Source organism: Geobacter sp. (assembly GCA_009684525.1).
Lineage (GTDB): Bacteria > Desulfobacterota > Desulfuromonadia > Geobacterales > DSM-12255 > Geoanaerobacter.
The window spans coordinates 214,757-238,665 of record WKKR01000005.1 but is presented as its reverse complement, the minus strand read 5'-3'; the positions used below and the strand labels follow the sequence as shown (position 1 = coordinate 238,665).

The following is a 23,909-nucleotide window of genomic DNA, read 5'->3' as shown; positions in this document are numbered from 1 at the left end:
GCTTTTTCAGCGGGGCGTTTTCTTTTGTCCCCGCGTCAGTCCTGGCGATGGTCGAGCACCAGCAGAAACGGCGAAGCAACCCCTTCCTTTTCCAGCAGCCGTTCGGCCGCATCCCCGCCACGGGAGAGGCATTCGCTTAGCCCGTGCTCGTATTCGAGGTGGACGAGCAGCGGGAGGTTACCGTAGAGCGAGCACCCGAAGCGAACCGCCATCTCCCGCAGGATGGTGGATTCCTGTCGCATCCCTTCATCCTGCGTTGCTGCCACGTAATGGAGGGGAAACGATACCGCTGCCCGGTCCAGGCTGTCGATGTATGCGGACTTCTCCGCCGGGGAGAGTGCGGCAAAGTCCGCGCCGCACCAGCGGCTCTCCTTGGTGGAGAGAAGGGCGCGACAGGAAAAGGGTCGATCCAGGTAGACGCCGCATGCACCTTCGTCATCCAAGAGCGGGCAGAAGCCGATCTGCTGCCGATGCAGCCGGAGATAGGCTTTCAGGTCAGTGACCCCCTGGACGCAAGCCCGGAGACGCTCCACATGGGTCCTGATCCTTTTGGCCTGCAGTTCGGTCACGGTTTCTGCGATGCGGCGAGCTTCGGGAAAGGTGGCATTCACCACGAGATTGCAGCAGCTCCGGCATCCCTTCGCGCAGAAGATTCGCCCCCCTCCGGCAGTATAGCCATTGCACCAGTCACTGCCCATCCGGTCGAGCTGCTCCTGCCCCTCACGGACCTTGTCCAGAATCTCCTGCCACATGGTTTTCCTCCCGGGTTTTGGACCCCATGTTGCGGTACAGGCGCCAGGTTAGCCGTTCCGTGCCGCAAGATCAAGAAAATAGGCGTCGCAGCCTGCGGACATTATTCGACCTGATAGTGATTTCCAAAATCCTGCGACTGATCTATAATTATTACAGGAGCATAGTGATCGAAGTGAGTGAGGCGGTGCTCCCTTGGAGATGGGGGCAATCGCGAGGAGGTGTACCATGAAAGGCAAAGAAATCCTGAACGAGTTGAACGAACGGCGGAGCAGCGAACATGAGTTCGTGAAATGGTGGCGGATAGAGGACGATTTCCTCGATTACGACCTGATCGACCGGTTTGCCGATAAGGTTGCGGATGATGAGGAGATCGGCGGCCTTGAACTGCTGACCATGGGCGAGATGTGGGGAGAGGTGAAACGGGTGAGCGGAGATCGCGTTCACAGGGTGCACGGGAAGACGGGAGACGATGTGGAATGGGTCCATGAAGGTAAATCGGGCGTCAGCACCAACGTCTGCCCCTACACTGCCGAAACTCTGATCAACATCTATGACGTTGAAACCCATGGCAATCCCATAGGGTAAGTGCATGAAGGCCAAAACGCACGAAAGAGGCGTTTCGATATGGACGGCTGCCTGCAAAGGCAGCCGTTTTTTATGCACACAAGTCGCGTCGTAAGCGTGGAGGTACACCTCTGCCTGCTACGGTCGTTGCCGTGTCACGGAAACAGCTTCAAGTTCCTGCAATCATTGTCGACCAGCAGGATGAATCCCCGGCATGGGAGAATTGTTTTACTGCAAAAAAAATATGCATATGGTGCTTTTGTAATTTCAGGTAGTACCGATAAGTTGAGAATCCGGCAGCAATCCGCTCCGGGAATGACGGCTTAATTCAGCCGAAATGCTCTGTGTTTGGGAGGGTTGCAATGCAAGACATTTTCGTGAAGAGTCTGATGACCACCGAGGTTGCCGTTACCCCGCCGGCTGCGGACCTGATGGATGTGATCCAGACCATGCTCGCCAGCCACTATTCCTGCATGGTGGTCACCGACGAGGATGTCCCGGTGGGGATCGTCACGGAACGGGACTTCATCCGGCTGCTGGCGGAACGGGACGATCGCTCCATCAGGGCATTGAAGGTGCGTGATGTCATGTCCCGCCCGCTGATTGCCGTTGGCGAAGATACCACGCTGTTCGATGCGCTGGTCATGATCACCTCCCGCAACGTGCGCCATGTTCCGGTGGTGGATGGCGATGGCAAGCTGTCAGGGCTGGTGACGCTGACCGATCTCGCCAAGTCGCATTTCCAGGTATATGAAAAGCAGCGGGAGATCATCGAGCACTCCATTACCGCCCGGACCAGGCAGCTTCTGGAGGCCAACGAGAAGCTCAAGGCGCTTTCCATGGTGGACCCGCTCATGGGGATCGGCAATCGACGCGCCATGGAGGTCGATCTGGCTTATTCCCACGCCCAGTCGGTCCGCTACAGCAGGGACTATTCGGTGGCGCTCTTCGACATAGATTTCTTCAAGGCCTATAATGATTGCTACGGCCATTTGGCCGGGGACATGGCGTTGCGCAAGGTCGCCGAGCATCTCCAGATCCGCATCCGCAAGTCGGACCGGCTCTACCGCTATGGCGGCGAAGAGATCCTGTTGCTCCTGCCGGAAACCCCCTTGGCAGGGGCCGAGATCCTGGTCGGCAGGCTGCTTGAGGGGCTTGCTGCACTGCACATCCCCCATCAGATGAGCACCCACAAGGTGCTGACCATGAGTTGCGGGATAGCCTGCCAGGCAGCCGAGGGGTCGAAGGGGAAAGGGTGGAACGACGTGGTGGCGCTGGCGGACCGCTGCCTTTACCAGGCTAAGCAGTCCGGGCGCAACCGCTATGCCGGAACAGAGCTGCAGAGCATCACCGATGCCATAAAATCGTGCCTGCGCGGTTTTGAAGGAAGTCCGGCCTTCTCCGGGGGGTAATCGTCCTGTTGTGCCGCACCATGCCGTTGACGCGGCTGGAGACCCGAAGAAATGACTGCGCGAGGAATGCCTTGACAATGGTACCTGCATGCTGATAGGGTCATACAACTACAACCGCTGTTCCCGGAAGAAGACGACCAATCATTCGTAAGCCCCGGAAAATCTCCGGGGCTTTTTTCGTACGGAACACAGAAAGAAGGATTCATGCATTTTCAGCAATTCAACTTCGACCCCAGGGTCGCAGCCGGCATCAAGGCTGCCGGTTACCAGACACCGACCCCGATCCAGCTTCAGGCGATCCCCCCCGTTCTCAAGGGAGAGGATGTGATGGGGCTGGCTCAGACGGGTACCGGTAAGACTGCCGCCTTTGCCCTGCCGATCCTGCATCGCCTGATGAAAGGGGCGCGGGGCACGGTCCGGGCGCTCGTCGTCGCCCCCACCCGCGAGCTGGCAGAGCAGATCCACCAAGCCTTCGAGGCGCTGGGGAAGGAGACCCGCCTGCGGAGCATGACGCTTTACGGTGGAGTCGGTGTTTCGCCCCAGGTGCAGAAGCTGAAGCGGGGGGTGGAGATTGTCGTGGCCTGTCCGGGCAGGCTCCTCGATCACCTGAACCAGGGGAACATCGACCTTTCGCGGCTTGAGGTCCTGGTGCTGGACGAGGCTGACCAGATGTTCGACATGGGCTTTCTCCCCGATATCCGGCGCATCCTGCAGCGCCTTCCCGCTGACCGGCAGACCCTGCTCTTTTCGGCCACCATGCCGACCGAGATCAGGGGGTTGGCGCAGGAGATCCTCCGCGCTCCGGTTACGGTCCAGGTAGGGGCGACCACGGCGGCAACCACGGTCAGCCATGCCCTCTACCCTGTGACACAGCACCTGAAGACCCCGCTGCTCCTGGAGATCCTGCGTAAAACCGATACCGAATCAGTGCTGGTCTTCACCCGCACCAAGCACCGGGCCAAGCGTCTCGGCGAGCAGCTGGAAAAGGCCGGCTACCGGGCAGCCTCCCTGCAGGGAAACCTCTCCCAGAACAAGCGGCAGGCGGCCCTGGACGGTTTTCGCGACGGCAGCTACCAGATCCTGGTGGCAACTGATATCGCGGCCAGAGGGATTGACGTTTCACTCATTTCCCACGTGATCAATTACGATATCCCTGATACTCCGGAGGCATATATCCACCGCATCGGCCGGACCGGCCGCGCGGCCAAAAGCGGCGACGCCTATACCATGGTAACTGCCGAAGACGGTGCCATGGTCCGTGCCATCGAGCGCCTGCTGCACGATACCATCGAGCGGCGGACCCTGGAAGGGTTTGACTACGCAGTTCCGGCACCCCGTTCCGACGTGGAATTCTCCCGTGCTCCAAGACCCCCGCGTGGTGGTCAGCAGGCCGGGGCGAAGAAGAATGCCTCCTCTTTCCCCGGCAAGGGAGCTGCTCCCGGCCAGGCAAAGGGTGGCGGGCAGCAGCCGCGACAGCATGGCACGAACCAGCGCAGCGGTGGCGCATCCTCCCGGAGCACCCAGCCGCGGCAGGGGAGATGAGCTGAGAAGGCAGGAGCTGCAACAGGCAACAGCCTATCCTGAAACGCACAAAAGCCCGGAATCGCTTCCGGGCTTTTGCTTTTTTGGGCGGTACCCTACTCGGCACTCTTTCCTTATCCGCCGGTGTTAGTATCGGGAGGCTTCCCGCACGCTCCTTAGGGGACCTTGCGGAGAGTGGCCCTTCAGTTCCACCTTTTTGAAGAGGTTTTCACGCTCAGGCGGATGAGGCCGTCACTGCGCGTCAGGCGCTGCCTGGGTACCGTCGCTTTGTCAATGATCACTCTTACATGTTTATAGTACGCCTGCCCGCTGTCCGTGTCAAACGAGCATGCCCTGCGAAGCCTTGCCGGGTGCTGCTTCACAGGGTGTGCTCATCTGGCTTCCGGCGCCGTTTTGCCGGGGTCGCAGGCGGTGAGAAAGCGGAGAAAGGCGTCCCGCAACGGGGTACCATCGATTTCCGCAATCGCGTAGCCGACCCGCAGGATCGGTTCCCTGCTTGTGACCAGTTGCGCCAGGTCGATGGGGGTTGCCGCCAGCACCAGGTCGCACGGGACCTGATCGATGGTCGCTGACAGGTCGTCAACCTGTTCCGGCCGGTAGCCCATGGCCGGGAGCACGCTGCCGATATGCGGGTAGCGGGCATAGACCTCTTTGAGCGATCCGACCGCCCATGGTCGCGGATCGACGACCTCGGCTGCACCGAACTGCCGCGCGGCGGCCAGTCCGGCGCCGGCAGGCATGGAACCGTGCGTCACGGTCGGCCCGTCCTCGATCACCAGCACCCGCTTCCCCCGTGCCCGTTCCCCCTCAGCGCAGGAGACCAGCGATGCCGTTCGCACCACCGTTGCTTGAGGGTTCGTTCTCCGGATGGCATCCTCGACCTGCGCCAGATCGGCGGGGAGCGCGGCATTCACCTTGTTCACCACGATCAGTGAGGCCCGGCGCAGGTTCACCTCGCCGGGGAAGTAGGATGTCTCGTGCCCCGGCCGGAGCGGGTCTGCCACCACGATCTCCAGGTCAGGCCGGTAGAAGGGGAGGTCGTTGTTGCCGCCGTCCCAGATGATGACCCTGGCCTCTTTTTCGGCTCTCTTCAGGATCTTTCCGTAGTCCACCCCTGCGTAGACCACGGCGCCGCATTCCAGCAGGTGTTCGTACTCCTCCCGTTCCTCGATGGTGCATTGGTAGCGCTCCAGGTCTGCCGATTCGACGAAGCGTTCCACCTCCTGCTGCACCAGGTCGCCGTAGGGCATGGGGTGACGGACGACCACCGGCTTGATCCCCTTTTCCAGCAGGATCTGACAGAGATAGCGGACCACCTGGCTCTTGCCGCAGCCGGTACGGACGGCGCAGACCGAGACGACCGGGCGCCTGCTCCGGAGCATGGTGGCCGGAGGGCTTAGCAGTCGGAAGTCCGCTCCCCAGGAGAGGACCGCCGAGGCGGTATGCATCAGCTCCTGGTGGGAGATGTCGCTGTAGGAAAAGACCACCTGCTCGACCCGGTGCCGGCGGATCAGCTCCTGCAGCTCCTCTTCCGGGTGGATCGGGATGCCCCGCGGATAGAGCGGCCCGGCCAGTGCTGCGGGGTACCTTCGCCGGTCGATGTAGGGGATCTGGGCCGCGGTGAAGGCCACGACCCGGTAGGCTCCGTTCGACCGGAAGCAGCAATTGAAGTTGTGGAAATCGCGGCCCGCGGCGCCCATGATGATCACCCGGGTGGGGTCCGCGCCGTTGCCGTGGTGGGGGGGCTTGTGCTCTCCTGCCTGTTCCATGTCGATCCTCCGCATCAGTCTCCGATGAACTGCGTTCCCGCTTCTCCTGCCACGGCTGCCGCGATCCGGTCCAGGTGGCAGATCACCCCCCGCTTCCCGCCGTTGTCGAGAAACCGGGTCATGGCCTCCACCTTGGGGCCCATTGAGCCGGCAGGGAGCAGCCCGGCCGCCAGCAGGCGCCTGGCATCCGCCAGGGTCATCCGGTCGAGATAGCGCTCCTCCGGCGTACCGAACCCCAGTGCCACCCCTGGCACGTCGGTGGCGATCACCAGGATATCCACCCCTATCTCGGCCGCCAGGCAGGCGCTGGCCAGGTCTTTGTCGATCACGGCGTCGACGCCGTGAAAGGCCCGTCCTTCTTTGATAACCGGGATTCCGCCGCCGCCGCAACAGGTGACGATGAAGTCCATCTCCATCAGTCTGCGGATCTCCTCCTTTTCCACCACGGTCAACGGCTGAGGTGAAGCCACGATCCGCCGGAAGCCGCAGGGGGTCGCCACAGTGGGAAAAGGGAGTGCTGCTGCCCGTTCGGCGCTGTAGCAGGGGCCGATCGGCTTGGTGGGCGCGGCAAAGGCGGGGTCCTGTTCGTCCACCACCACATAGCTGATCAGGCTGACCAGGTTTTTCTTCAGGCCTGCCTCGGCAAGGGCCGAGTCGAGTGTCGATTCGATCATGTAGCCGATCTGCCCCTGGGTCTGGGCAACCAGGATCTCCAGGGGGAGGCGGGGGACTTCCGGTGCGCACTCCTGCTGCAGCAGGAGATTGCCCACCTGGGGGCCGTTGCCGTGGGTAATGATCAGCCTGAACGGATCTGCCAGCCCAGCAAGCTGGCGCATGGGTCCCTGCAGGTTGGCGAGCTGTTCCTCGGCGGTTCCCGCCTCACCGGGACGGATCAGCGCATTTCCCCCCAGGGCCACCAGTAGTAACGGTTTCGTCTCATTCCGGCTCATGGCTATCCCTCCTGGAGCAGCGTCGTCACGGGGCTTTCCCGCCGGTAGCAAAGGCACGGATCTTCTCCCGGTTCCCCATGACCATGCTGTATCCCAGGTCCCGGTAGGCGCGGTATTGCTCGGGGCTGAAAAAGACATCCACCGTGGAGTTGTGGGGGAAATCCTCGTCCCGTACCTGATAACCGGTTACCGAGAAGGGGTAATGGATCGAGTCGTTATGGCCGGGGGGCTGCAGCCTGTTCCGGTCCATGGAAAGCTTGATATACAAGAGTTCCAGGTCTTCTTCTGCACCATTTTCCCCCACGAGCCCTTTGATCTTTCCCAAAAAAACCGCTTGTTCAAGAGGGGTATGGAACACATCCACGGTTTTCACCTGGTCGAAGGACATCTCCAGCCCCAGCTCCTTCTTCAACTGGACCTTGAGCCGCTGCGCCGAGCTGAAGGTCGACCGGTTGTCTTGTTCGGCATCAACGATGATGATTTTCTTCACCCCCCTGCGCACCAGGGAAAAGGCCCCCAGGTTTTCGGTGTGCCCGCCGTCGCTCAGGTGGAGCGCTGCCCCGCTGTCCCCTTCCACTGCATCGAGGAGGTAATAGAGGGGGAAGGGCATGACCTTGTGCAGGACCTGGACGAACCCGTTGGTCCTGGGGTTGGAGATCCGGTAGCCGATGTCCGCATTCAGGAGATCCATTGCCGCCTCGACCGTGGCCGACGAGCCCTGGCTGTTTCCGGCGATGTCGACCGCCTCTTGTTGCCTGTCCACTGCGGCCCCGGAGATGGCAACCGCCTGGGAGAAGCTTACCGGCTCGGGGGCGGAATCGACGGGGTAATATCCGACCAGGTTGGAGCCGTACCAGAGCGGGGTGAACTCGAAAAGGGCGTTGCTCATCCTGCGCTGCAGGCAGACCTCCTCGCTCTCGGCGCAGTAGTTGCTGCAGCGCCCAGCCTTTGGTGGCGGCTCGGCGTTGCATACCTCACGTTTTGCGGCGCAGACCTCCCGGTTTTTTTCCGAGCTGAACTTCTTGAAGGCACGACTAAACCCGCCGGTGGTGTTGATAATGAAGAAGGGGAGCGGTTTCCCTTCCTCCTTTTTTGCCCTGAGATAGCCGGCCATGCGGGAGAGCGGGACCTGCTGGGCATTGATGCGGGGGAAGCGGATGGCGTGGGAATCGTATCTGTTCTGAAAGGGCTCGTTCGGGTTGGAGAGGCTGTACTGCTGATTGACGGCAAAGACCAGGGAGGTGTCGTTGGCATAATGGTTATAGTCATAGGTGAGGGGGACGAGTCCGTAGGTCCGTTCCAGACCGTTCTGGTAGTACCTGCGGTAGGGGTTGAGGTTGACGTCCCAGTCGAAGAGGCCGTTGAAGAGCCAGTGGAAGGGGGTGATCAGGCTATGGGTAAAGATATTGCCGGCCTGCTGGGAGGCGTTTTGCAGCGAGCCGACGATCCCCTCCCGTTTCTGGTAGGTGAGGATGTCCGAGCTTCCCTCCAGGGCGAGCTGGAAGCGATAGTCATTGGGATCGCGGATATTGCTCCGTTCTTGCTGTGATGTGCCGTTGGACGGGTCGTTCCAGGCGGCGAAGATGATGTCGGGGGTAAAGCTGTTCCTGGCCTTCTCCAGCAGCCTGAGATCCTCGTCGTTGCGGTCGGCCGGGTCGCAGAACGCGCCTGCACCCCCGGCGGGGAGATTGAGGTAACAGTTCTGGGTGAAGTACCAGTAGGTTGCGTAGGCCCCGCCGGAGACCGCCGAAACCATGTCGACCCCGGACATTACCCCGAGTTCGGTCAGCCCCTTGAGCACACCGATGCTGAAGGAGGCCGAGCGGGTACCGCCGCCCGACAGGGACAGTCCGAGTTGCGGGACCCCTTTCCGTCTCAGGAACTGTTGCTCCGTGCCGTATTTTGTCTCCAGGATCGTTCGGTTGGCGGAAGCAAGGGCGATCCGGGCGTTTCTGTCGCTCCGGTCGAAGACCTTCCCGTCTGACCCGACGGCATAGATCCCCATGATATCGTCGCGCCCGTTGTAGATGCCCTGAGGGGTGGAGCAGCCGTTCAGGATCGTGCAGAACAACACTGTTGCCGCCAGGGGCAGATATCGCATCGCATTTCCCTCCTCATGCCAGCCGGGATTCCGCATGCCGGTCCGAGTGTCGGGGGCTGGCGGCATTGTCGCGCACTGGGATGATACTGTTGGAATTGTGGAATAGATTGCCGATTTGTAAAGCTCTATATCAGGAGTGGTGAAATTTTTCCAATGATATTCTCCCATTGGCCAATGAGAGAGGTTCGGTTGCAATGGCTTTGGCGCGCTGTAAGATAGTGTCAGAGGTTACGATTGTCCTCCATGTGAATCCGTGACGACTGCCGGGCCGCTACGCTCCGCGTGCCGCTCGAACCGCCGCTGTACGGCTCATTCCGCTACCGGCCCGCAACTCACCCAGACGGGCTCAGACAGGCAGGCCGGTTGACGCTCCATTTCGCCTACAGCGGCTGGTTCTCGGGCACAGTCGCTTCGTCGACCCGGCATCTGTCACGGATTGAGGCTCCAGGAAAGGAGAGAATCATGAACGTTCTCGTGCTCTATTACTCCATGTATGGCCATATCCACCGGATGGCCGAGGCTGTTGCCGAAGGGGTCAGGGAGGTGGCGGGCGCCCGTGCCGTCCTGCGCAGGGTTCCGGAGACGCTGCCTCCGGAGGTGCTACAGAAGATGGGTGCCCTGGAGGCGCAGAAGGGGCTCGCCCATGTGCCGGTCTGCACCATCGAAGAGCTGACCGGTTACGATGCGATCATCTTCGGCACACCGACCAGGTTCGGCAACATGTGTGGCCAGATGCGCCAGTTTCTCGATGCAACTGGGCAGATCTGGTTCACCGGAGGGCTGGTCGGCAAGGTCGGGAGCGTCTTCACCAGCTCCGCCACCCAGCATGGCGGCCAGGAGTCGACCATCCTCACCTTCCATACCTTCCTCCTGCACCAGGGTATGGTGATCGTCGGGCTCCCCTATACCTTTGCCGGCCAGATGCGGATCGACGAAATCACCGGCGGGAGCCCCTATGGCGCCTCCACCATCGCCGGCGGCAAGGGGGAGCGGCTCCCCAGCGACAATGAACTGGCTGCAGCCCGCTTCCAGGGGCGGCATGTTGCGGAAATAGCGGCCAAACTGGCAGGCTGATCCGGGAGCGCCCCGATGAAACGGCGCCGGGCCGGGCAATCACGCCGGGCGCTTCAGGGAGAGGTTTCCTCGGGCGATGCCGTTTGACAAGCGGTGCCCGGCTCCCTATACTGCCTGGAATTGCAGTTGGTTTGGCATTCAGGGGAGGAGAGATGGGCAAGCAGATCTATGTCATCGGGCACCGCAATCCGGATACCGATTCCGTTGCGGCGGCCATGGCCTATGCGACACTGAAGCGGATGCAGGGACATACCGCCGTGACCGCTGCCATGGCCGGCGCGCCCAACCCACAGACCCGCTTCATCCTGGAGCGGCTCGGGCTGGAGCCGCCGCTCTACCTGGCGGACGTCCATCCCAAGGTCAGGGATGTCCTCAACCCCCGGCCGATCACCGCCGACATGGCCCTCACCTTGAAGGAGGCCCTGGAACTCTTCCACCGCCACACCATCCGGGTGCTACCGGTGGTCGACGGCCAGAATGCCCCGATTGGCATCGTCTCACTCCTCAAGCTCTCGGAAAAGTACCTGGTTGCGGGAACGGACCGGAAGCGGGGGGTCGACAGCTCGCTCGGCTCGCTGGCCGCCTGCCTGGACGCCACTTTCCTCTCCGGGACCTCTGCCGACGCGGTGGAGCATCTGCACCTCTTCATCGGCGCCATGGTCGAGGAATCCTTTTCCAGCCGGATCAGCGGCTATGACCCTGCGTCGCTCCTGATCATGACCGGCGATCGCCCCTCCATCCAGCAGGCCGCCATCGACAAGGGGGTACGGCTCCTGGTGGTGACCGGCGGTTTCCCGGTGCGGGAGGACCTCCTTGCCCGCGCCCGCCAGTCCGGGGTCGCAGTCCTCTCCACCCCCCATGATACCGCCACGGCTGCCTGGCTGGCCCGGCTTTCCACCCCCCTTTCCTGCTTCATGGAGACGAAATTCGAGCGGATCGGCGTTGCCGAATCCCTGGAGCACCTGCGGCTCAAGCTGATCCATTCCGGGGAGCCGGCCGTGATCGCCGTGGAGGAGGATGGCACCCTGGCCGGGATCGCCACCAAGTCGTCGCTCCTGGCGCCGATCCCCTACGCCCTGATCCTCGTGGACCACAACGAGCTGACCCAGGCGGTGCCGGGGGCCGAGGCGGTGGAGATCCTGGAGGTGATCGACCACCACAAGCTCGGCAATGCGCCCACCAACCAGCCGATTACCTTCCTGGCCGCCCCGGTGGGGAGCACCTGCACCGTGGTCGCCTCCCTCTTCCGGGAACAGGGTGTGGAGCCCGAGCCGCGGATCGCCTCGCTGCTTCTGGCCGGTCTCCTTTCGGACACGGTGATCCTCAAATCCCCCACGACCACCGAGCGGGACAGGGAGATGGTTGCCTGGCTGGAGGGGCGCTCGGGTCTCTGTCACGAGACGTTCGGCAAGGAGATATTCTCCTCCTGCAGCGGTTTCAGCGCCTATGACACCCCTGAACAGGCCATCCGGGCCGATTTCAAGCATTTCTCCGCGGCAGATACCCTGTTCGGCATCGGCCAGGTGGAGGTGGTCGGCTTCGACGAATTCTTCGAGCTCAAGGAGACGCTCCGGCAGGCCCTGGCGCGGATCAAGGAGCAGGAGCGGCTCAATCTCGCCGGCCTGATGGTCACCGACATCTACACCGAGACCACTCTCTTCCTGGCAGAAGGGAAGAACGAGCTGGCCCATGTCATGGGCTATCCCCAGCTGGAACCGCACCTCTACGAGCTGAAGGGAGTCATGTCGCGCAAGAAGCAGATGGTGCCACACCTGATGAAGGTGCTGGGCGCCCTGTAACCTTCTGCATGAACCCTGCGGTCACCGGGAACGGCGTAGCACCTGCATCGACGAGGAGACGGCATGGCAGTTATCCCTTCCTATTCACCGCCTGATTTCGACCGACCCGACCTGGTGGCGGCCCCGGCTGCGCGGGTCGAGCCGGCCCCTGCCGACGGCGTGGCCCCCAAGGGCTTCCATGCCACGTCAAACCATCCGGAATATGTCCGTCTCGGCAACGGCAGGTGGCTCCTCGCCCGCGAAAGCCGGATGGACGGCGTGCTGGTGTTGCGCGGCGATGACCTTGACGTGGTCGAGCCCCGCCGGCTGCTGCGGGGCGATCCGGTGGTGGTCGGCCGCACAGAGGATGGCGAGGAGGGGATACTGGTCCATACCTCGGGCTTCACCGTCTCCCCGGCACAAGAGGCGGACAAGTTTGCCTTCCGTACCAGGGGAACCAGGGAATCCCCTTTTTCCCGTTCCTACGAGGAGCTGTACGAGGTCCTGCGTCATGACCGCGAACATGGCTCCATCGTCTGGGTGCTGGGGCCGGCGGTTGCCTTTGACCGGGACAGTCGGGAGGCCATGCAGGGGCTGATAGAGCAGGGTTACTGCCATGCCCTCCTGGCGGGGAACGCCCTTGCCACCCACGACCTGGAAGCAGCGCTGTTCGGGACCGGGCTGGGACAGGACATCTACTCCCAGGCTCTGCGGCCCCAGGGGCACTATCATCACCTGGATGTCATCAACGAGGTGCGCCGGTGCGGGTCCATGGCCGCCATGATCGCCGATAAAGGGGTCGACAACGGCATCGTCCATGCCTGCCGGCGCAAGGAGATACCGCTGGTGCTGGCAGGTTCCATCCGGGACGACGGCCCGCTGCCCGAGGTGATCGCCGATTCCTGCCGGGCACAGGATGCCATGCGGGTTCACGCGCGGCGGGCGACCACGGTCATTGCCCTGGCTACCCAGCTCCATGCCATCGCCTTCGGCAACATGCTTCCCAGCTATCATGTCCTGGCAGACGGCACGGTCCGTCCGGTCTTCTTCTATATCGTCGACATGTCGGAGTTCAGCGCCGATAAACTGGCGAACCGCGGCTCTGCCCAATCCGTGGCCATCCTGACCAATGTCCAGGATTTCATGGTCAACCTCTGGCACAACCTGAAAGGGTAACCGGGGGAATCCCCGGGCATTCGGGCACATGGCCATGCCGTTTGCGCGATTCTCTGCCCGGCGGCTTGTCCGGACATTGGCTTTCCCGCATGCCCATGCTATAGTGGGGCGAAATCCAGACCAATGGAGTGATAACCATGACGCAGAGGGCCATGCTCTGCCCCCGTTGCCGGCGCCTGATCGGCAGTTCCGAAACAACCTGTTCCTGGTGCGGCTTTGACCGCTCCAAGGGGAGATGGAGCGCCAGCGCCTGGGCCCAGGGGGGTCTCGATGGCGATTGGCTGGTCAAGGCCATCATAACGGTCACCATAGCCTTTTACATCCTTTCCCTGCTCCTGAGCGTCCGGCGCGGTTCGTCTCTCAATCCCTTCAGTTTCCTTGCCCCGGACCAGACCAGCATGCTGGTCCTGGGGAGCACCGGGACGATCCCCATTGCGCGGCTCGGCAGGATCTGGACCCTGGTATCGGCCACCTATCTCCATGGCGGGATTCTCCATCTCATCTTCAACCTGATGGCCATCCGCCAGATTGCCCCCTGGGTCAACCAGGAATTCGGGCCGAGCCGGATGTTCATCATCTACACCCTGGGAGGGGTGGGGGGGTTCGTAGTCTCCTTCCTGGCCGGGGTTCCTTTCACCATCGGCGCTTCGGCCGCAATCTGCGGGCTCATCGGTGCCCTGCTCTATTACGGTAAGAGCCGGGGCGGGACCTATGGCGCGGCGGTCTTTCGCGAGGTGAGCGGCTGGGTGATCGGTCTGGTCCTTTTCGGCCTGATGCTGCCGGGGATCAACAACTGGGGGCACGGTGGCGGGATCATCAGCGGAATTCTCCTGGGGATGCTGCTGGGGTATGAGGAGCGCGGCCGGGAGACCCTTTTCCACCGGGTCCTGGCATTGGCCTGTGCCGCGGTTACCGTGGCCATATTGGGCTGGGCCACCGTAAGTGCCCTCCTGATCAGGTTTGGTGGCACGATGGGCTCGTGACCTGCCGCGCCGCTTCGAGCTGCCGGGGCACTCTCTTCAGAAGTTTCATAAAATAATTAATGAAAAAGATTGCTTGTCCATCATATTGCTGCTATAAGTAGATATTACGCGTTGCCCTGGCGGGCAGTATGTCGTCCTTTTCAAGCTGGTTGCAGTTCTTCGCAGCAGTCCTCAGCGTTTTCCGTAGGCCGCCTTTCTCGATCCGCCATCGCTCAATCCAAGTCATCACGCACAACATTTCCTCACCCGGTAGGCGCCTTTCCGCAGATCCGGATGAAGTCCTGTTGCATACCGTCTTCGTCCGCCGTTGTCCGGTGATGCATACTTCTGCCCGGCTGCCTGTCGGGCCATTACAGAAAGAAGGAATATACATGTCTTTTGCTGAACTGAATCTCTCCCCCGTCATCCTCAAGGCTATCGAAAACTGCGGCTATACCGAGCCGACCCAGATCCAGGCCGAGGCAATTCCCAAGGCTCTGGCCGGCCGCGACCTGATCGCCTCTGCCCAGACCGGCACCGGCAAGACAGCGGCCTTTGTGTTGCCGTCGCTGCAGAGGATATCCCAGCCCGCAACCGCCACCGGGAGGGGACCGCGCGTACTGGTGCTGACCCCGACCCGCGAGCTGGCCAACCAGGTCACCGATGCGGTGCGTACCTATGGGAAGTTCATGCGGGTCAGAAGCGGCGCCATTCTCGGCGGCATGCCCTATCGCGAGCAGCTGCGCCTCCTTTCGGTCCCGGTTGACCTGATCGTCGCCACTCCCGGTCGTCTCATCGACCATCTGGAGCGGGGGCGGCTTGACCTGTCCCGCCTGGAGATGCTGGTGCTGGATGAGGCCGACCGGATGCTCGATATGGGATTTGTCGAGGATGTGGAGAAGATCGCCGCGGCAACGCCGGCCAGTCGTCAGACCCTGCTCTTTTCCGCCACCATGGACCACCGGATCAAGAAGCTGGCCGGTGGCCTGCTGAAAGAGCCTGAAGTCGTGCAGATAACCCCCAGCCAGGTTACCCATGCCAATATCGAACAGCGGCTCCTGGTTGCCGACAGCCTTCCCCACAAGAACCGCCTGTTGCAGCATCTCCTGGCCGACACGGAAGTGTCGAAGGCGATCATCTTCTCCGCCACCAAGCGGGATGCCGATTCGCTTGCCAAGGAACTGTCCGCCCAGGGTCACAAGGCGGCAGCTTTGCACGGCGACATGCCCCAGGGTGCCCGCAACCGCACCATCAGCAACATGCACCGGGGTCAGCTCCGCTTCCTGGTTGCCACCGACGTGGCTGCCCGTGGCCTGGACGTTACCGGCATCAGCCATGTCATCAATTACGATCTGCCCAAATATGCCGAGGATTACGTCCACCGGATCGGCCGGACCGGTCGTGCCGGGGCTTCGGGGATTGCGATATCGTTCGTGTCCCACAGCGAGATCAGCTACCTGGACAGGATCGAACGCTATACCGGTGCCCAGCTGCCGCTGCATGTCATTCCCGGCCTTGAGCCGTTGCATCCCTTGCGCAGGCTTGCTGCCGGCAAAGGGGGGGGCGGTGGACAGCGACGCGGCACTGGTGCAAACCAGGGGAGAGGGCAACGGAGTGCCGCCGGTGCGGCAGGCAACGGTTCCGCACATGCGGCCAAGCGGCCGTGGGGCGCACCCAAGCGTCAGGACCGCGACCCGGTGGTGGTCTACCGGCAGAACAAAAGCAACCGCCAGGGATAATCGCACGAGAATTTCTGCGTAACTTCATGGTGAGAATACGAAAAAAGCCTGCATCAATGCAGGCTTTTTTCGTTTCAGGCAGGAAAACGGCGGGGAGGGGTCATGCAGACAGGCTAGCGGCCCCCTTAGCCCCGCACCGCCTGCATCATCAGCTCGAAATCTTCCAAAAGCGCCTGGAGGTCCTCTTCATGCTCAACCTCCTGCTGGAGGATCTGCAGGACCATGTTGTAGGTTACCGGGTCCTTCTCCCTGGTGATGTCCATGAGTTTCTTGTAGACGCCGATGGCACACTGCTCTCCCTTGATATTCTGCATCAGCAGCGTCTTCACGAAGGGGTCGTCAGGTGCCTCGTAGCCGCAGTTGGTCAGTTTGTACCAGTCCTCCGGCTTGGTTACCGGAGTTCCTCCGAGCTGGATGATCCGCATGGCCACCATGTCGGCGTGCATGAGCTCTTCCGTTGCATGCTGGAGCAGTTCCGCGCCGACGGCGTCTTTCATCGGGCCTTTGACCAGCTTGGCGCCGAGCCAGTACTGGTAGTAGGCCAGCCACTCATCGGCGTAGGCCCGCCGCAGCAGGTTCAGAAGTTCATCTACATCCATGCCGATAATTTCACGCGCCTTTGATCCCATGATATCTCCCTCCTGATGTCGGATGTCGTTTGTCAACGGGTTTCACTGACAAGTTTAGTGGGAGGGATGTCATTGTCAACGGGCCGGTCCCATTGGGGTGAGAGAAACGATTCCCGACAGGGATCGGCCGGGCGTCGGATGGGATGCATGACCTGCCGGTTTCAGGGATTGCTGTTATGGGAGTCCGTGCGTGTCGGCAGGCGGAGCAGGTAGAGGGATATCCCGGCGGCAACTGCAAAGAGCAGGATCTTTACCCAGAGCACGGGTACGATGAACAGGGCCGATGGGGGGATGGTCAGCCAGACAAGGGTTATGGCCGACACCTTTGCCCGCCTGGGTATGCCGGAACCTTTCAGGTAATCGCGAATCAGCGGTCCGAAATGCCTGTGCTCGATGAGCCAGGTATGGAAACGCTCCGAACTGCGGGCAAAGCAGGCCGCTGCCAGGAGCAGCAGCGGGACGGTCGGTACGAGCGGGAGAAAGATGCCGATGATGCCGAAGATGGTTGCTGCCAGGCCGATGATCAGCAGTGCCCAGCGTAAGACGGGATGGCGCACATGCCGGCTCTGCGGTGCCGGTGGCAGCTTCTTGGTGTCATGACCTTCCCGCGGATGTGACATGTGCTTCCCGGATCCTTTCAGCCGAGTATTCCGCAGATGGGCGTCAGCGCTGGTCGAACGGGAAGGTTTCACTGCCGAATGTGTCGCCCGTGAAATAGGAGCGCATGAAATCGAGATATTTCTTGGCAACGACATACGAGACGCCGGTGGCAGTGGCGGCCTGCTCAAGGAGCTGATCGTCGGTCAGGGCAGGGGATTTCTTCCGTGCAGCGTCCATGGCCATCACAACGGCAAGACCCCCGGAAAAGCTCTCACGATCGGGAAGGGAGAGACGAGGCCGGTCGATCTTCTCTCCGGAAGGAGACAGATTGCCGATCTGGGCGTTGTTGGCATATATCTGCGCCAGGGAGGGGATGCCGAATTTGAGCACGGTATTCCCTTGCTGCGAGGAAACCTCGGCAATGGTGCAAGCCGGGCAGTCAAGGGAGGGCCGAATGAAGAGATGTATCCGCTGCAGATGCGGAATCTTTTTTTGCAACTCCTTGAGCATCGACTGGACAACCGGCTTCAACTCCTCCTGGCGAATATCGAACCTGACCAGCCCGACTCCTTCAAATATCTTTCCATCTTCGGATTGTTTGACACGGTGAAGTTCATAGGCTAGCTGCTCACTGACCTTGCCGCTGGCAAATGGCGGTCTTTTCGCCATGTTCCCAGTGGCCACCACGGATTTCGGACCCTGCTGCGCCGGGGCAGGCTCCAGCCAGAGACCGATCCGCCATGCTAGGAACAGGGAGACCGCGACCGATATGGTACCTACGATGATTCGAACTGATTTGTTATTCATGATCGAACTCTCCTGACAGGCTTGTGGCAAAGGGTGATGCTGCAAAGGGTATCGGTTATCTGCGGCAAATGCAAATCTTGATATCCTCACCCGCTTTTTGAGAAGGTTCACAGACGCCACGGAGCCGCTTCCATGCGCCTGAAAGGCGTGAAAATGAAAACTGTTTTCAAAATAACCCGTTCCTGTTATAGTTTATATGGAAGCAGAAAGAGGGGAGGCGAACAGTCATGAGGGAATCGCAATACAATACGGTCTGTTACCGGACTGAACAACGTGAGGAACGGGTACCGCTCAAAAACCTGAGAACCGGTGAGATCGGGTATTCATTCGGGTGTACGTCTGCCGGCGAGACGGTACAGGTAAAGCTGGAAAACGGTGGACTGGACTCCTGGAGCAAAGAGGAGTGCACTGAAGTCACGAGTCACTGAGTGAGAGGCATATTCAGGAAGTGGCAGTGCCTGGAAATCCTCAGGTGAAGGACTGGGGTGTGGTTTCTTTTCATATCCCGGGTCGAGGGAGTGGAGTGAGAATGTACTTGATTTTATAGATGGGGAAAGTGTAAGATTAGCCATTGTGTTCAGGTGTTTATTTTTGGCAAACTTTGCCGCGAGGCAAAATGGGGAAGACACCGCGAATGTCCTGCGGAGATGAACTGCCGTCTGCCGGCAACCGAACCCAGTGATCTGAAGCATGTCTTCAAGGGGATGGGGAAGCATGTATTTACTTTGCTGATTGTGGTGATAAAGATCACCTCATTTTTCCTTATAGATCGGTAGTATCGACTTACAACTGAATAGTTCGAGCATATCGACAATACTAAACCATCCGTGAGGGTGGGACGGAAAGCCCAAGGGTCTTACTGAGACAGCCGGGTCGCCGAAATATCTCAACGATATTGGCGACCCGGTTTTTTGTTTTTCCGGCGTAGGCACATCCGGACCATAGGACGTCCGGCAAGAGGGGGAAAAGATGAAATGTGCGCAACGAGTGTCGACAGGTTCTCTTTTCAGGCGGTCATTCATCGTTGTCGCTGCCGTTTTAATCCCTCAGGCAGTCTGTGCGGGGAGTATCGATCTGGTTCGAACGACTGAACTGGGAAACCTCAACTCGATTGTCGCAAAGAAGATTGCAAAGAAATCCATGGGGATCGGTCTGGACGATAACGGAGACGTGACCCTCACCTATAACCGGATGTCCCTGACAGTTACCTATAACCCGGATGACCTCATGCCCCAGCCTCGTGAGCGCGTTGCACTGGCCCAACCTGAATCCCCTGCAGTTAGCGGTATTGGCATCAAACTCGGCGTCTCCTTCTAGCATCGCGGGTATTGATCTGGCCTTGCAGATTTCCGCAGCGATTGTAAAACCTTCTCTCGTTTCTGAAAAAATCTCCTCGAGTGTTTTCCCCTGACTCCGTGCGAGCCCGCATGAGAGTTTTTCTGCGTGGTGCGACGCGGGTGGTATACTGATACCAAACAAGTCTGATTCGGGAAAGGAATTGCCATGTCATTCGACAAAACCTGGTACACCCTGGACGAGGCAGTGGAGAAATTCGGCGTGGAACTGAGCATGATCCTCAAGTGGGTGGATGAGGGGATTGTTCGTTCCGAGGATCTGGAGAAGAAGGTGATTCGGGTCAATGCCGACGATCTGGAACTCAAGGTGCAGGAGATGACCGGAATCTGAGGCACTGCTCCGGTACTGCATGGAGGAGGGGGACCGGTTCCCCGGTCTGCTTACGATTCGTGCGGGGAGTCTGCGCTGGTGGCACTTTGCCGTGGCTGGACGGAGCTGTCATGGCGTGTTGTCGTCGTCATAGCGGTCGATGAATATCTTTTTGTCCTTACGATCAAGCCCCTTGGCAATCAGGAGTAGCGCCATCATCAGGAACAGCACGCCAGGAAGTGCCAGGATCTGCACCCGGAGTACGAGGCATAAGGTCCCGATACAGAAATAGGTTATCCCCAGGGAGAAACATGCCTTTTCCCTGGCAATTCCGTGTTGAGTTACGGCAAACCGGTAGAGTTGATAGAAAAAGGCGAATAGCGGGAGCAGTACGAATAACCTGAGCAGTTCCATGTCGTGGGCACCGGTACGGGTAGATAGGGAATGACAGTCACGACCAGAAGATCATCCGTACAGATTACAGCGCTGCTCCCATAAGTCAATGTCGTCGTCGCCGGCCTCTCTCTCTTCCGCGTTGAATCTCTCCAATTCGCCCTTCCGGTTGAGGAAATCCGTGTCTGGGTGGCTTTCTGCCCCTCGTCCTTGAATGCAATGGTGCTCTGGTTTCGCCGGGTATCCGGGCAGCATCTCGGGGAGTTGCCCCCTCAGAGCGTGCTGCACATGTTGAACACCTGGTCGTGTTCTGCTGTCCCGTTCCGGTGCCCCCCTTCGATCATGACGACCCTGTTGTTGACGATCATGAAGAGGTGCTGTTTCTCGCCGGTGTACATGCCGTATTTGTTTTTCGTATTGATGTCCACGCAGACCCGGTAACCGTAGAAGACCCCCGTGCCGTTTGTCAGAAAGCCCTTTGCCGGGCCTTTCCAGTTGGTATAGACGGCGCTCTGGGGATCGAGCAGGTAATCGGTCATATAGTCGGTGACGATCCTGGCATAGCTGGAGGGATATTGGCCGTAATCCACCTTGTCCAGGTGGTTTTCACTGTTGCCGTGGATAAAGGTGCAGCTGGCAAGAACCGTGGTGGCAAGAACGGGAGGGATCAGTTTGGCAGGATGCATGGCATACCTCCGGCAGGAATGACTCTGCTTCGACTGTATACCATGCATCGACAGGGATGTAAAACCTCAAGTAGGCCCTGCGGGCACTGCTGGCGCGGTTTTGGCCTTCATGAGAAAATCTGCGGGAGCGTTTCTGCACCGGGTCACAAAGAACCGGCGCCCAGGGTCCGCGTCTCAGTCGAGGGTGTTGATCTCGACGAGGATCTGCATGAGGGCGGCCAGAATGATCTGTACCCCCAGCTTGCGATGTTCCGGCGTGTCGATGCGAATGTTGCGGAGCTGCTCGGGAGTGACCTTGACGGCTGCCGGTTCGGAGACGCTGTTGTACCCGGCTACCTGGGGGATGAAGATCTGGGCCAGGTTCCTGGCCCGCTCATGCAAGGGCGGCGCTATGGTTTTGTTGCACAGGGCAGCGTCGAGCTCGTCGAGAAAAAACTCGAACAACCTCGGCGTGCCGAACAGCCCGATCAGCGACGGGGTGAAGCGGATAACGCACCGGTCGCTGGTGGCGTTCAGTTCGCGGAATACGGCGATAAATTCCCGGGCCTCATCCATGGGGCACCTCCAGATCTTGTTTTCAGGGATTATGTAGCAGAGTGTCAACGGATGCGCAAGGGCAAACAGCGGCATTGTAACGACTTTGTACCGTTTCCGGGCCGGAATGAGGGTCTGGTGGTGGGGCGTGACCCATCGTGCGTTTTCCCCGTTGCCAGGGACGGTTTTCTCTGGTACGAAACAGGGAGAGAGCATGGTCGTGCGCAGATCTGGGGAGGGAATCATGAAATGGATGCTGGTCCTGTTGCTGTTCATTGCCGTTCCCGCCTTCGGGGAGATCTATACCTGGACCGATGCCCGTGGGACCCGGCACTATACCAACAGCATGTATGAAGTCCCCGAGCGGTATCGCGCCAAGGTCAAGATCCTCGACCTGGGGCCGCCGCCACCGGTTGCGGCCACGCCACAGCAGCCGCCGCCTGCAGCCGCGCCGATTACCGTCATGCCCGAAACCCGGAATGCGACCCCCCCGCCGGTCCGTGTCGACCGGCGGAGGAGAGGGCAGACTCCCGGAGAACGCGACAATTGACACAAAAGCGCTGCCCGCTGGCAGCCCCTCTCCATCGGCATTCCCCCAAACACGACATGCTTATTGCGAGCAGAACACCGGTCACGATGACAGGGTGATCCTCGGCTGTTTCCGGCGCGGTGCGAACAAAAAGCCCATGGCGCCGCACATGAGCAGTGCGCCGATGCCGCCTGTTGCCCCGAGCCGTTCGCCGAAGATCAGCCAGGCCAGCACCGTCGAGGCGAGCGGTTCGACCAGGGTGCAGACGCTGGCCGCGGTGGCGGTGGTGTGACGGATGCCGGTGATGAACAGGACATAGGCCAGCGCCGTGGGAATCAGGCCGAGGTAGACGAGCAGGCCCCAGCCCGGCAGGGTGAAGCTGGCTGACAGGCCATAGCCCGACACAAAAGCGGCAAGCACCAGCGCCCCGACCGTAAAGCTTATGGCAATGGTCTGGAGCGGCTGGTTGCGACCGGACAGCGACCGGGAGACCATGGCGACCACCGCATAGCCAAAGGCCGAGCCGAGCGCCAGCAGGTAGCCACCCATCCGGATCGCTCCCCGGCCGGCTTCTCCTGCCGGCCAGGCGAGCAGGCTCGTACCCGCCACGGCCAGGGCCAAGGCGATCAGCACGTTGCGTGCGGGCTTCTCGCCGCACCAGATCAACGACAACAGGGCAACGATGACCGGCGCGCTGCAAAGGGTGAGCAGGGTGGCCACGGCAACGCCGACCCGCTCGACCGCGGAAAAGTAGCAGACCTGGTAGAGCGCCGTCATGAGGCCCATGAGCGACATCAGGAGCAGGTCGCGCCTTTCGATGCGGAGCATCCCGGACCCCTGGGTGAGCCAGCTCAGGCCGAGCAGGGCAGGGACGGCAAATGCCAGGCGGAAGAAGCCGACCGAGAGCGGCGTTGTTGCCGTCATGGCGTAGAGAATCTTCGATGAAATGCCGACCGTCCCCCACAGGACAGCGGCAGTTACTACCAGGAGTAGCCCGTGCCGTGACCGGCAGCGGGACTCGAACAGTGAACGCATGGAAACCTCCGAATGGCAAAACGTAATACGACGTCAGCATTCGGCAGGCGGGCGCAATTCTGGTGTGGACGCTCCGGGAAGGTGAGCGACGGGACGAAAGGAATCAGCCAGCCTGCCCTATCGGGCCGGAATGACTGATGGTGGGGGGAGTATGCTCAGGTGCGGGAAGTACATGGGGTATCTATAGCATTTCGGGGGGCGTGGAGGCAAACAAAAGTTGCGGTTCCCCGGCCGGACCGGTTACGGGGATGGGCCGTTGGCCGCTACGCCGGGGCCCGGCGGCCGGTAGCGAAACAGTGGGACCAGGCCGCGGGCGAGGACGGCAGCGATGATGATCGCACCGCCGCACAGGGAAAGGGGACCCGGTACCTCGCCGATGAAAAGCATGGTCCAGACCGGGTTGAGCACCGGTTCCACCGTCGGGATCAGGAGCGACTCGACCGCGGTGACGTGGCGGATCGCCTTGGTAAAGAAGATATAGGCCATGCCGAGCTGGACCACCCCCAGCGCCGCCAGGCGCAGCCAGCCGCCGGCATCGGGCAGATCGCCGGTCATGAAGGGTATGCCGGCCAGGCCGGCGAGCAGGTTGCCGAGCAGTACCGATTCCATGGGCGAGCCATCCTTCTGCTTGCGCAGGAAGAGCGCCATCCAGGCAAAGGTGATGCCGCTGGTGAGAGCGGCCAGATTGCCCCAGAGGCCGGCGAGACTCAACTTGTCGAGGAAAAAGAGGACCATGCCGGCCATGACCACTGCCAAGGCGATCCAGTCGCTTCGGCGCGGGTGCTCTCCCAGGTAGCGGATACCGAAGACCGCGGCAAAGGCCGGGGCGGTGTATTGGAGGAGGATGGCGTTCGCAGCCGTGGTCAGCTTGGTGGAGATGACGAAGAGGATGGCAGTGGCGGCATAGGCCAAGGCGCCGCCGATCTGCGGCCCGGACCAGGTGAAGCGGGGGAGGCCGAAGGCCAGCAGGATCATGCCGGCGGCAATGAAGCTGCGCACCCCGGAGATCGCCATGGGGTGCCAGGCGACTCCCTTGATGAGCACTCCTCCCAGGCTCCAGCAGAGCGCCGCCAGGAAGAGGAAGATGACGGCGGTGCGCCGGTTCATGGTGGTTCCTTTCAGGGGGAAACGTCGTGAGTTACCGGCATCTGGGCTGTCGGCAAAACGTCAAAACCTGTTATGACACGAACAGTTGCGTAAGGCAAGGCTTA

The 23,909-nt window shown here is 60.8% G+C and carries 24 protein-coding genes and 1 riboswitch; of the genes, 12 read left to right on the top strand and 12 right to left on the bottom strand.

What is annotated here, in order from left to right:
* Positions 1 to 35: 35 nt before the first annotated feature.
* Positions 36 to 752: a zinc/iron-chelating domain-containing protein gene (locus GJT30_15925; GenBank protein MSM41104.1), complete on the bottom strand. Its 717-nt coding sequence runs from the start codon at positions 750 to 752 to the stop codon at positions 36 to 38.
* A gap of 226 nt (positions 753 to 978) precedes the next feature.
* Between GJT30_15925 and GJT30_15920 the strand changes: the two genes are divergently transcribed.
* From GJT30_15920 to GJT30_15910, 3 genes are all read left to right on the top strand, one after another.
* Positions 979 to 1,338, top strand: coding sequence for a hypothetical protein (locus GJT30_15920; GenBank protein ID MSM41103.1), 360 nt, complete (start codon positions 979 to 981; stop codon positions 1,336 to 1,338).
* A 341-nt stretch (positions 1,339 to 1,679) separates the two neighbouring features.
* Complete coding sequence (locus GJT30_15915) at positions 1,680 to 2,729, top strand: diguanylate cyclase (protein MSM41102.1); 1,050 nt, start codon at positions 1,680 to 1,682, stop codon at positions 2,727 to 2,729.
* Positions 2,730 to 2,933: 204 nt separating this feature from the next.
* Positions 2,934 to 4,271, top strand: a complete 1,338-nt coding sequence (locus GJT30_15910) for a DEAD/DEAH box helicase (GenBank protein MSM41101.1) — start codon at positions 2,934 to 2,936, stop codon at positions 4,269 to 4,271.
* A gap of 371 nt (positions 4,272 to 4,642) precedes the next feature.
* Here GJT30_15910 and GJT30_15905 read toward each other — a convergent pair whose 3' ends face one another.
* Genes GJT30_15905 through GJT30_15895 form a run of 3 tightly spaced genes read right to left on the bottom strand, consistent with a single transcriptional unit; the run spans position 4,643 to position 9,259 of the window.
* Positions 4,643 to 6,040 carry a GTPase gene (locus GJT30_15905; protein MSM41100.1) on the bottom strand — a complete coding sequence of 466 codons (1,398 nt, stop codon included), beginning with the start codon at positions 6,038 to 6,040 and terminating at the stop codon, positions 4,643 to 4,645.
* Positions 6,041 to 6,054: 14 nt separating this feature from the next.
* Entirely contained in the window at positions 6,055 to 6,990 is a 936-nt protein-coding gene (locus tag GJT30_15900) for a carbamate kinase (protein MSM41099.1), read from the bottom strand.
* A gap of 25 nt (positions 6,991 to 7,015) precedes the next feature.
* The gene (locus tag GJT30_15895; protein MSM41098.1) at positions 7,016 to 9,259 is read right to left on the bottom strand and encodes a hypothetical protein; all 2,244 of its coding nucleotides are present in this window, start codon (positions 9,257 to 9,259) and stop codon (positions 7,016 to 7,018) included.
* A 294-nt stretch (positions 9,260 to 9,553) separates the two neighbouring features.
* Here GJT30_15895 and wrbA point away from each other — a divergent pair, with 294 nt between their 5' ends.
* From wrbA to GJT30_15870, 5 genes are all read left to right on the top strand, one after another.
* Positions 9,554 to 10,165, top strand: a complete 612-nt coding sequence (wrbA, locus tag GJT30_15890) for an NAD(P)H:quinone oxidoreductase (protein ID MSM41097.1) — start codon at positions 9,554 to 9,556, stop codon at positions 10,163 to 10,165.
* Between the two features lie 152 nt (positions 10,166 to 10,317).
* Positions 10,318 to 11,964 carry a putative manganese-dependent inorganic diphosphatase gene (locus GJT30_15885; GenBank protein MSM41096.1) on the top strand — a complete coding sequence of 549 codons (1,647 nt, stop codon included), beginning with the start codon at positions 10,318 to 10,320 and terminating at the stop codon, positions 11,962 to 11,964.
* A gap of 63 nt (positions 11,965 to 12,027) precedes the next feature.
* Positions 12,028 to 13,119 (top strand): hypothetical protein, encoded by a 1,092-nt coding sequence (locus GJT30_15880; protein MSM41095.1) that lies wholly within the window; start codon positions 12,028 to 12,030, stop codon positions 13,117 to 13,119.
* 137 nt (positions 13,120 to 13,256) lie between these two features.
* Entirely contained in the window at positions 13,257 to 14,102 is an 846-nt protein-coding gene (locus GJT30_15875; GenBank protein ID MSM41094.1) for a rhomboid family intramembrane serine protease, read from the top strand.
* 371 nt (positions 14,103 to 14,473) lie between these two features.
* A complete protein-coding gene (locus GJT30_15870) occupies positions 14,474 to 15,820 on the top strand; it encodes a DEAD/DEAH box helicase (GenBank protein ID MSM41093.1) in 1,347 nt (448 codons plus the stop codon).
* A gap of 125 nt (positions 15,821 to 15,945) precedes the next feature.
* On the opposite strand, the gene GJT30_15865 is transcribed toward GJT30_15870, so the two are convergent.
* The 3 genes from GJT30_15865 to GJT30_15855 form a co-directional block, all read right to left on the bottom strand.
* Positions 15,946 to 16,449, bottom strand: coding sequence for a ferritin (locus tag GJT30_15865; protein ID MSM41092.1), 504 nt, complete (start codon positions 16,447 to 16,449; stop codon positions 15,946 to 15,948).
* A gap of 161 nt (positions 16,450 to 16,610) precedes the next feature.
* The gene (locus tag GJT30_15860) at positions 16,611 to 17,069 is read right to left on the bottom strand and encodes a DUF454 family protein (protein ID MSM41091.1); all 459 of its coding nucleotides are present in this window, start codon (positions 17,067 to 17,069) and stop codon (positions 16,611 to 16,613) included.
* Between the two features lie 43 nt (positions 17,070 to 17,112).
* A complete protein-coding gene (locus GJT30_15855; GenBank protein ID MSM41090.1) occupies positions 17,113 to 17,856 on the bottom strand; it encodes a hypothetical protein in 744 nt (247 codons plus the stop codon).
* Between the two features lie 227 nt (positions 17,857 to 18,083).
* On the opposite strand from GJT30_15855, the gene GJT30_15850 reads away from it, so the two are divergent.
* The 3 genes from GJT30_15850 to GJT30_15840 all read left to right on the top strand — a co-directional run bounded on the left by GJT30_15850 (position 18,084) and on the right by GJT30_15840 (position 19,542).
* Positions 18,084 to 18,284 (top strand): hypothetical protein, encoded by a 201-nt coding sequence (locus GJT30_15850; protein ID MSM41089.1) that lies wholly within the window; start codon positions 18,084 to 18,086, stop codon positions 18,282 to 18,284.
* Between the two features lie 377 nt (positions 18,285 to 18,661).
* Positions 18,662 to 18,737, top strand: a riboswitch (cyclic di-GMP riboswitch).
* Between the two features lie 88 nt (positions 18,738 to 18,825).
* Positions 18,826 to 19,173, top strand: a complete 348-nt coding sequence (locus GJT30_15845) for a hypothetical protein (protein MSM41088.1) — start codon at positions 18,826 to 18,828, stop codon at positions 19,171 to 19,173.
* A 186-nt stretch (positions 19,174 to 19,359) separates the two neighbouring features.
* The gene (locus tag GJT30_15840; GenBank protein ID MSM41087.1) at positions 19,360 to 19,542 is read left to right on the top strand and encodes a MerR family transcriptional regulator; all 183 of its coding nucleotides are present in this window, start codon (positions 19,360 to 19,362) and stop codon (positions 19,540 to 19,542) included.
* 108 nt (positions 19,543 to 19,650) lie between these two features.
* Here GJT30_15840 and GJT30_15835 read toward each other — a convergent pair whose 3' ends face one another.
* The 3 genes from GJT30_15835 to GJT30_15825 all read right to left on the bottom strand — a co-directional run bounded on the left by GJT30_15835 (position 19,651) and on the right by GJT30_15825 (position 21,155).
* Entirely contained in the window at positions 19,651 to 19,935 is a 285-nt protein-coding gene (locus GJT30_15835) for a hypothetical protein (GenBank protein MSM41086.1), read from the bottom strand.
* A gap of 251 nt (positions 19,936 to 20,186) precedes the next feature.
* Positions 20,187 to 20,600 carry a hypothetical protein gene (locus GJT30_15830; protein ID MSM41085.1) on the bottom strand — a complete coding sequence of 138 codons (414 nt, stop codon included), beginning with the start codon at positions 20,598 to 20,600 and terminating at the stop codon, positions 20,187 to 20,189.
* Between the two features lie 174 nt (positions 20,601 to 20,774).
* Entirely contained in the window at positions 20,775 to 21,155 is a 381-nt protein-coding gene (locus GJT30_15825) for a hypothetical protein (protein MSM41084.1), read from the bottom strand.
* Positions 21,156 to 21,261: 106 nt separating this feature from the next.
* On the opposite strand from GJT30_15825, the gene GJT30_15820 reads away from it, so the two are divergent.
* Positions 21,262 to 21,684: a DUF4124 domain-containing protein gene (locus GJT30_15820; GenBank protein MSM41083.1), complete on the top strand. Its 423-nt coding sequence runs from the start codon at positions 21,262 to 21,264 to the stop codon at positions 21,682 to 21,684.
* Between the two features lie 81 nt (positions 21,685 to 21,765).
* Here the strand turns inward: GJT30_15820 and GJT30_15815 are convergent, their stop codons facing one another.
* The gene (locus GJT30_15815) at positions 21,766 to 22,698 is read right to left on the bottom strand and encodes an EamA family transporter (GenBank protein MSM41082.1); all 933 of its coding nucleotides are present in this window, start codon (positions 22,696 to 22,698) and stop codon (positions 21,766 to 21,768) included.
* A gap of 240 nt (positions 22,699 to 22,938) precedes the next feature.
* Complete coding sequence (locus GJT30_15810; GenBank protein ID MSM41081.1) at positions 22,939 to 23,805, bottom strand: EamA family transporter; 867 nt, start codon at positions 23,803 to 23,805, stop codon at positions 22,939 to 22,941.
* Positions 23,806 to 23,909: the final 104 nt, after the last annotated feature.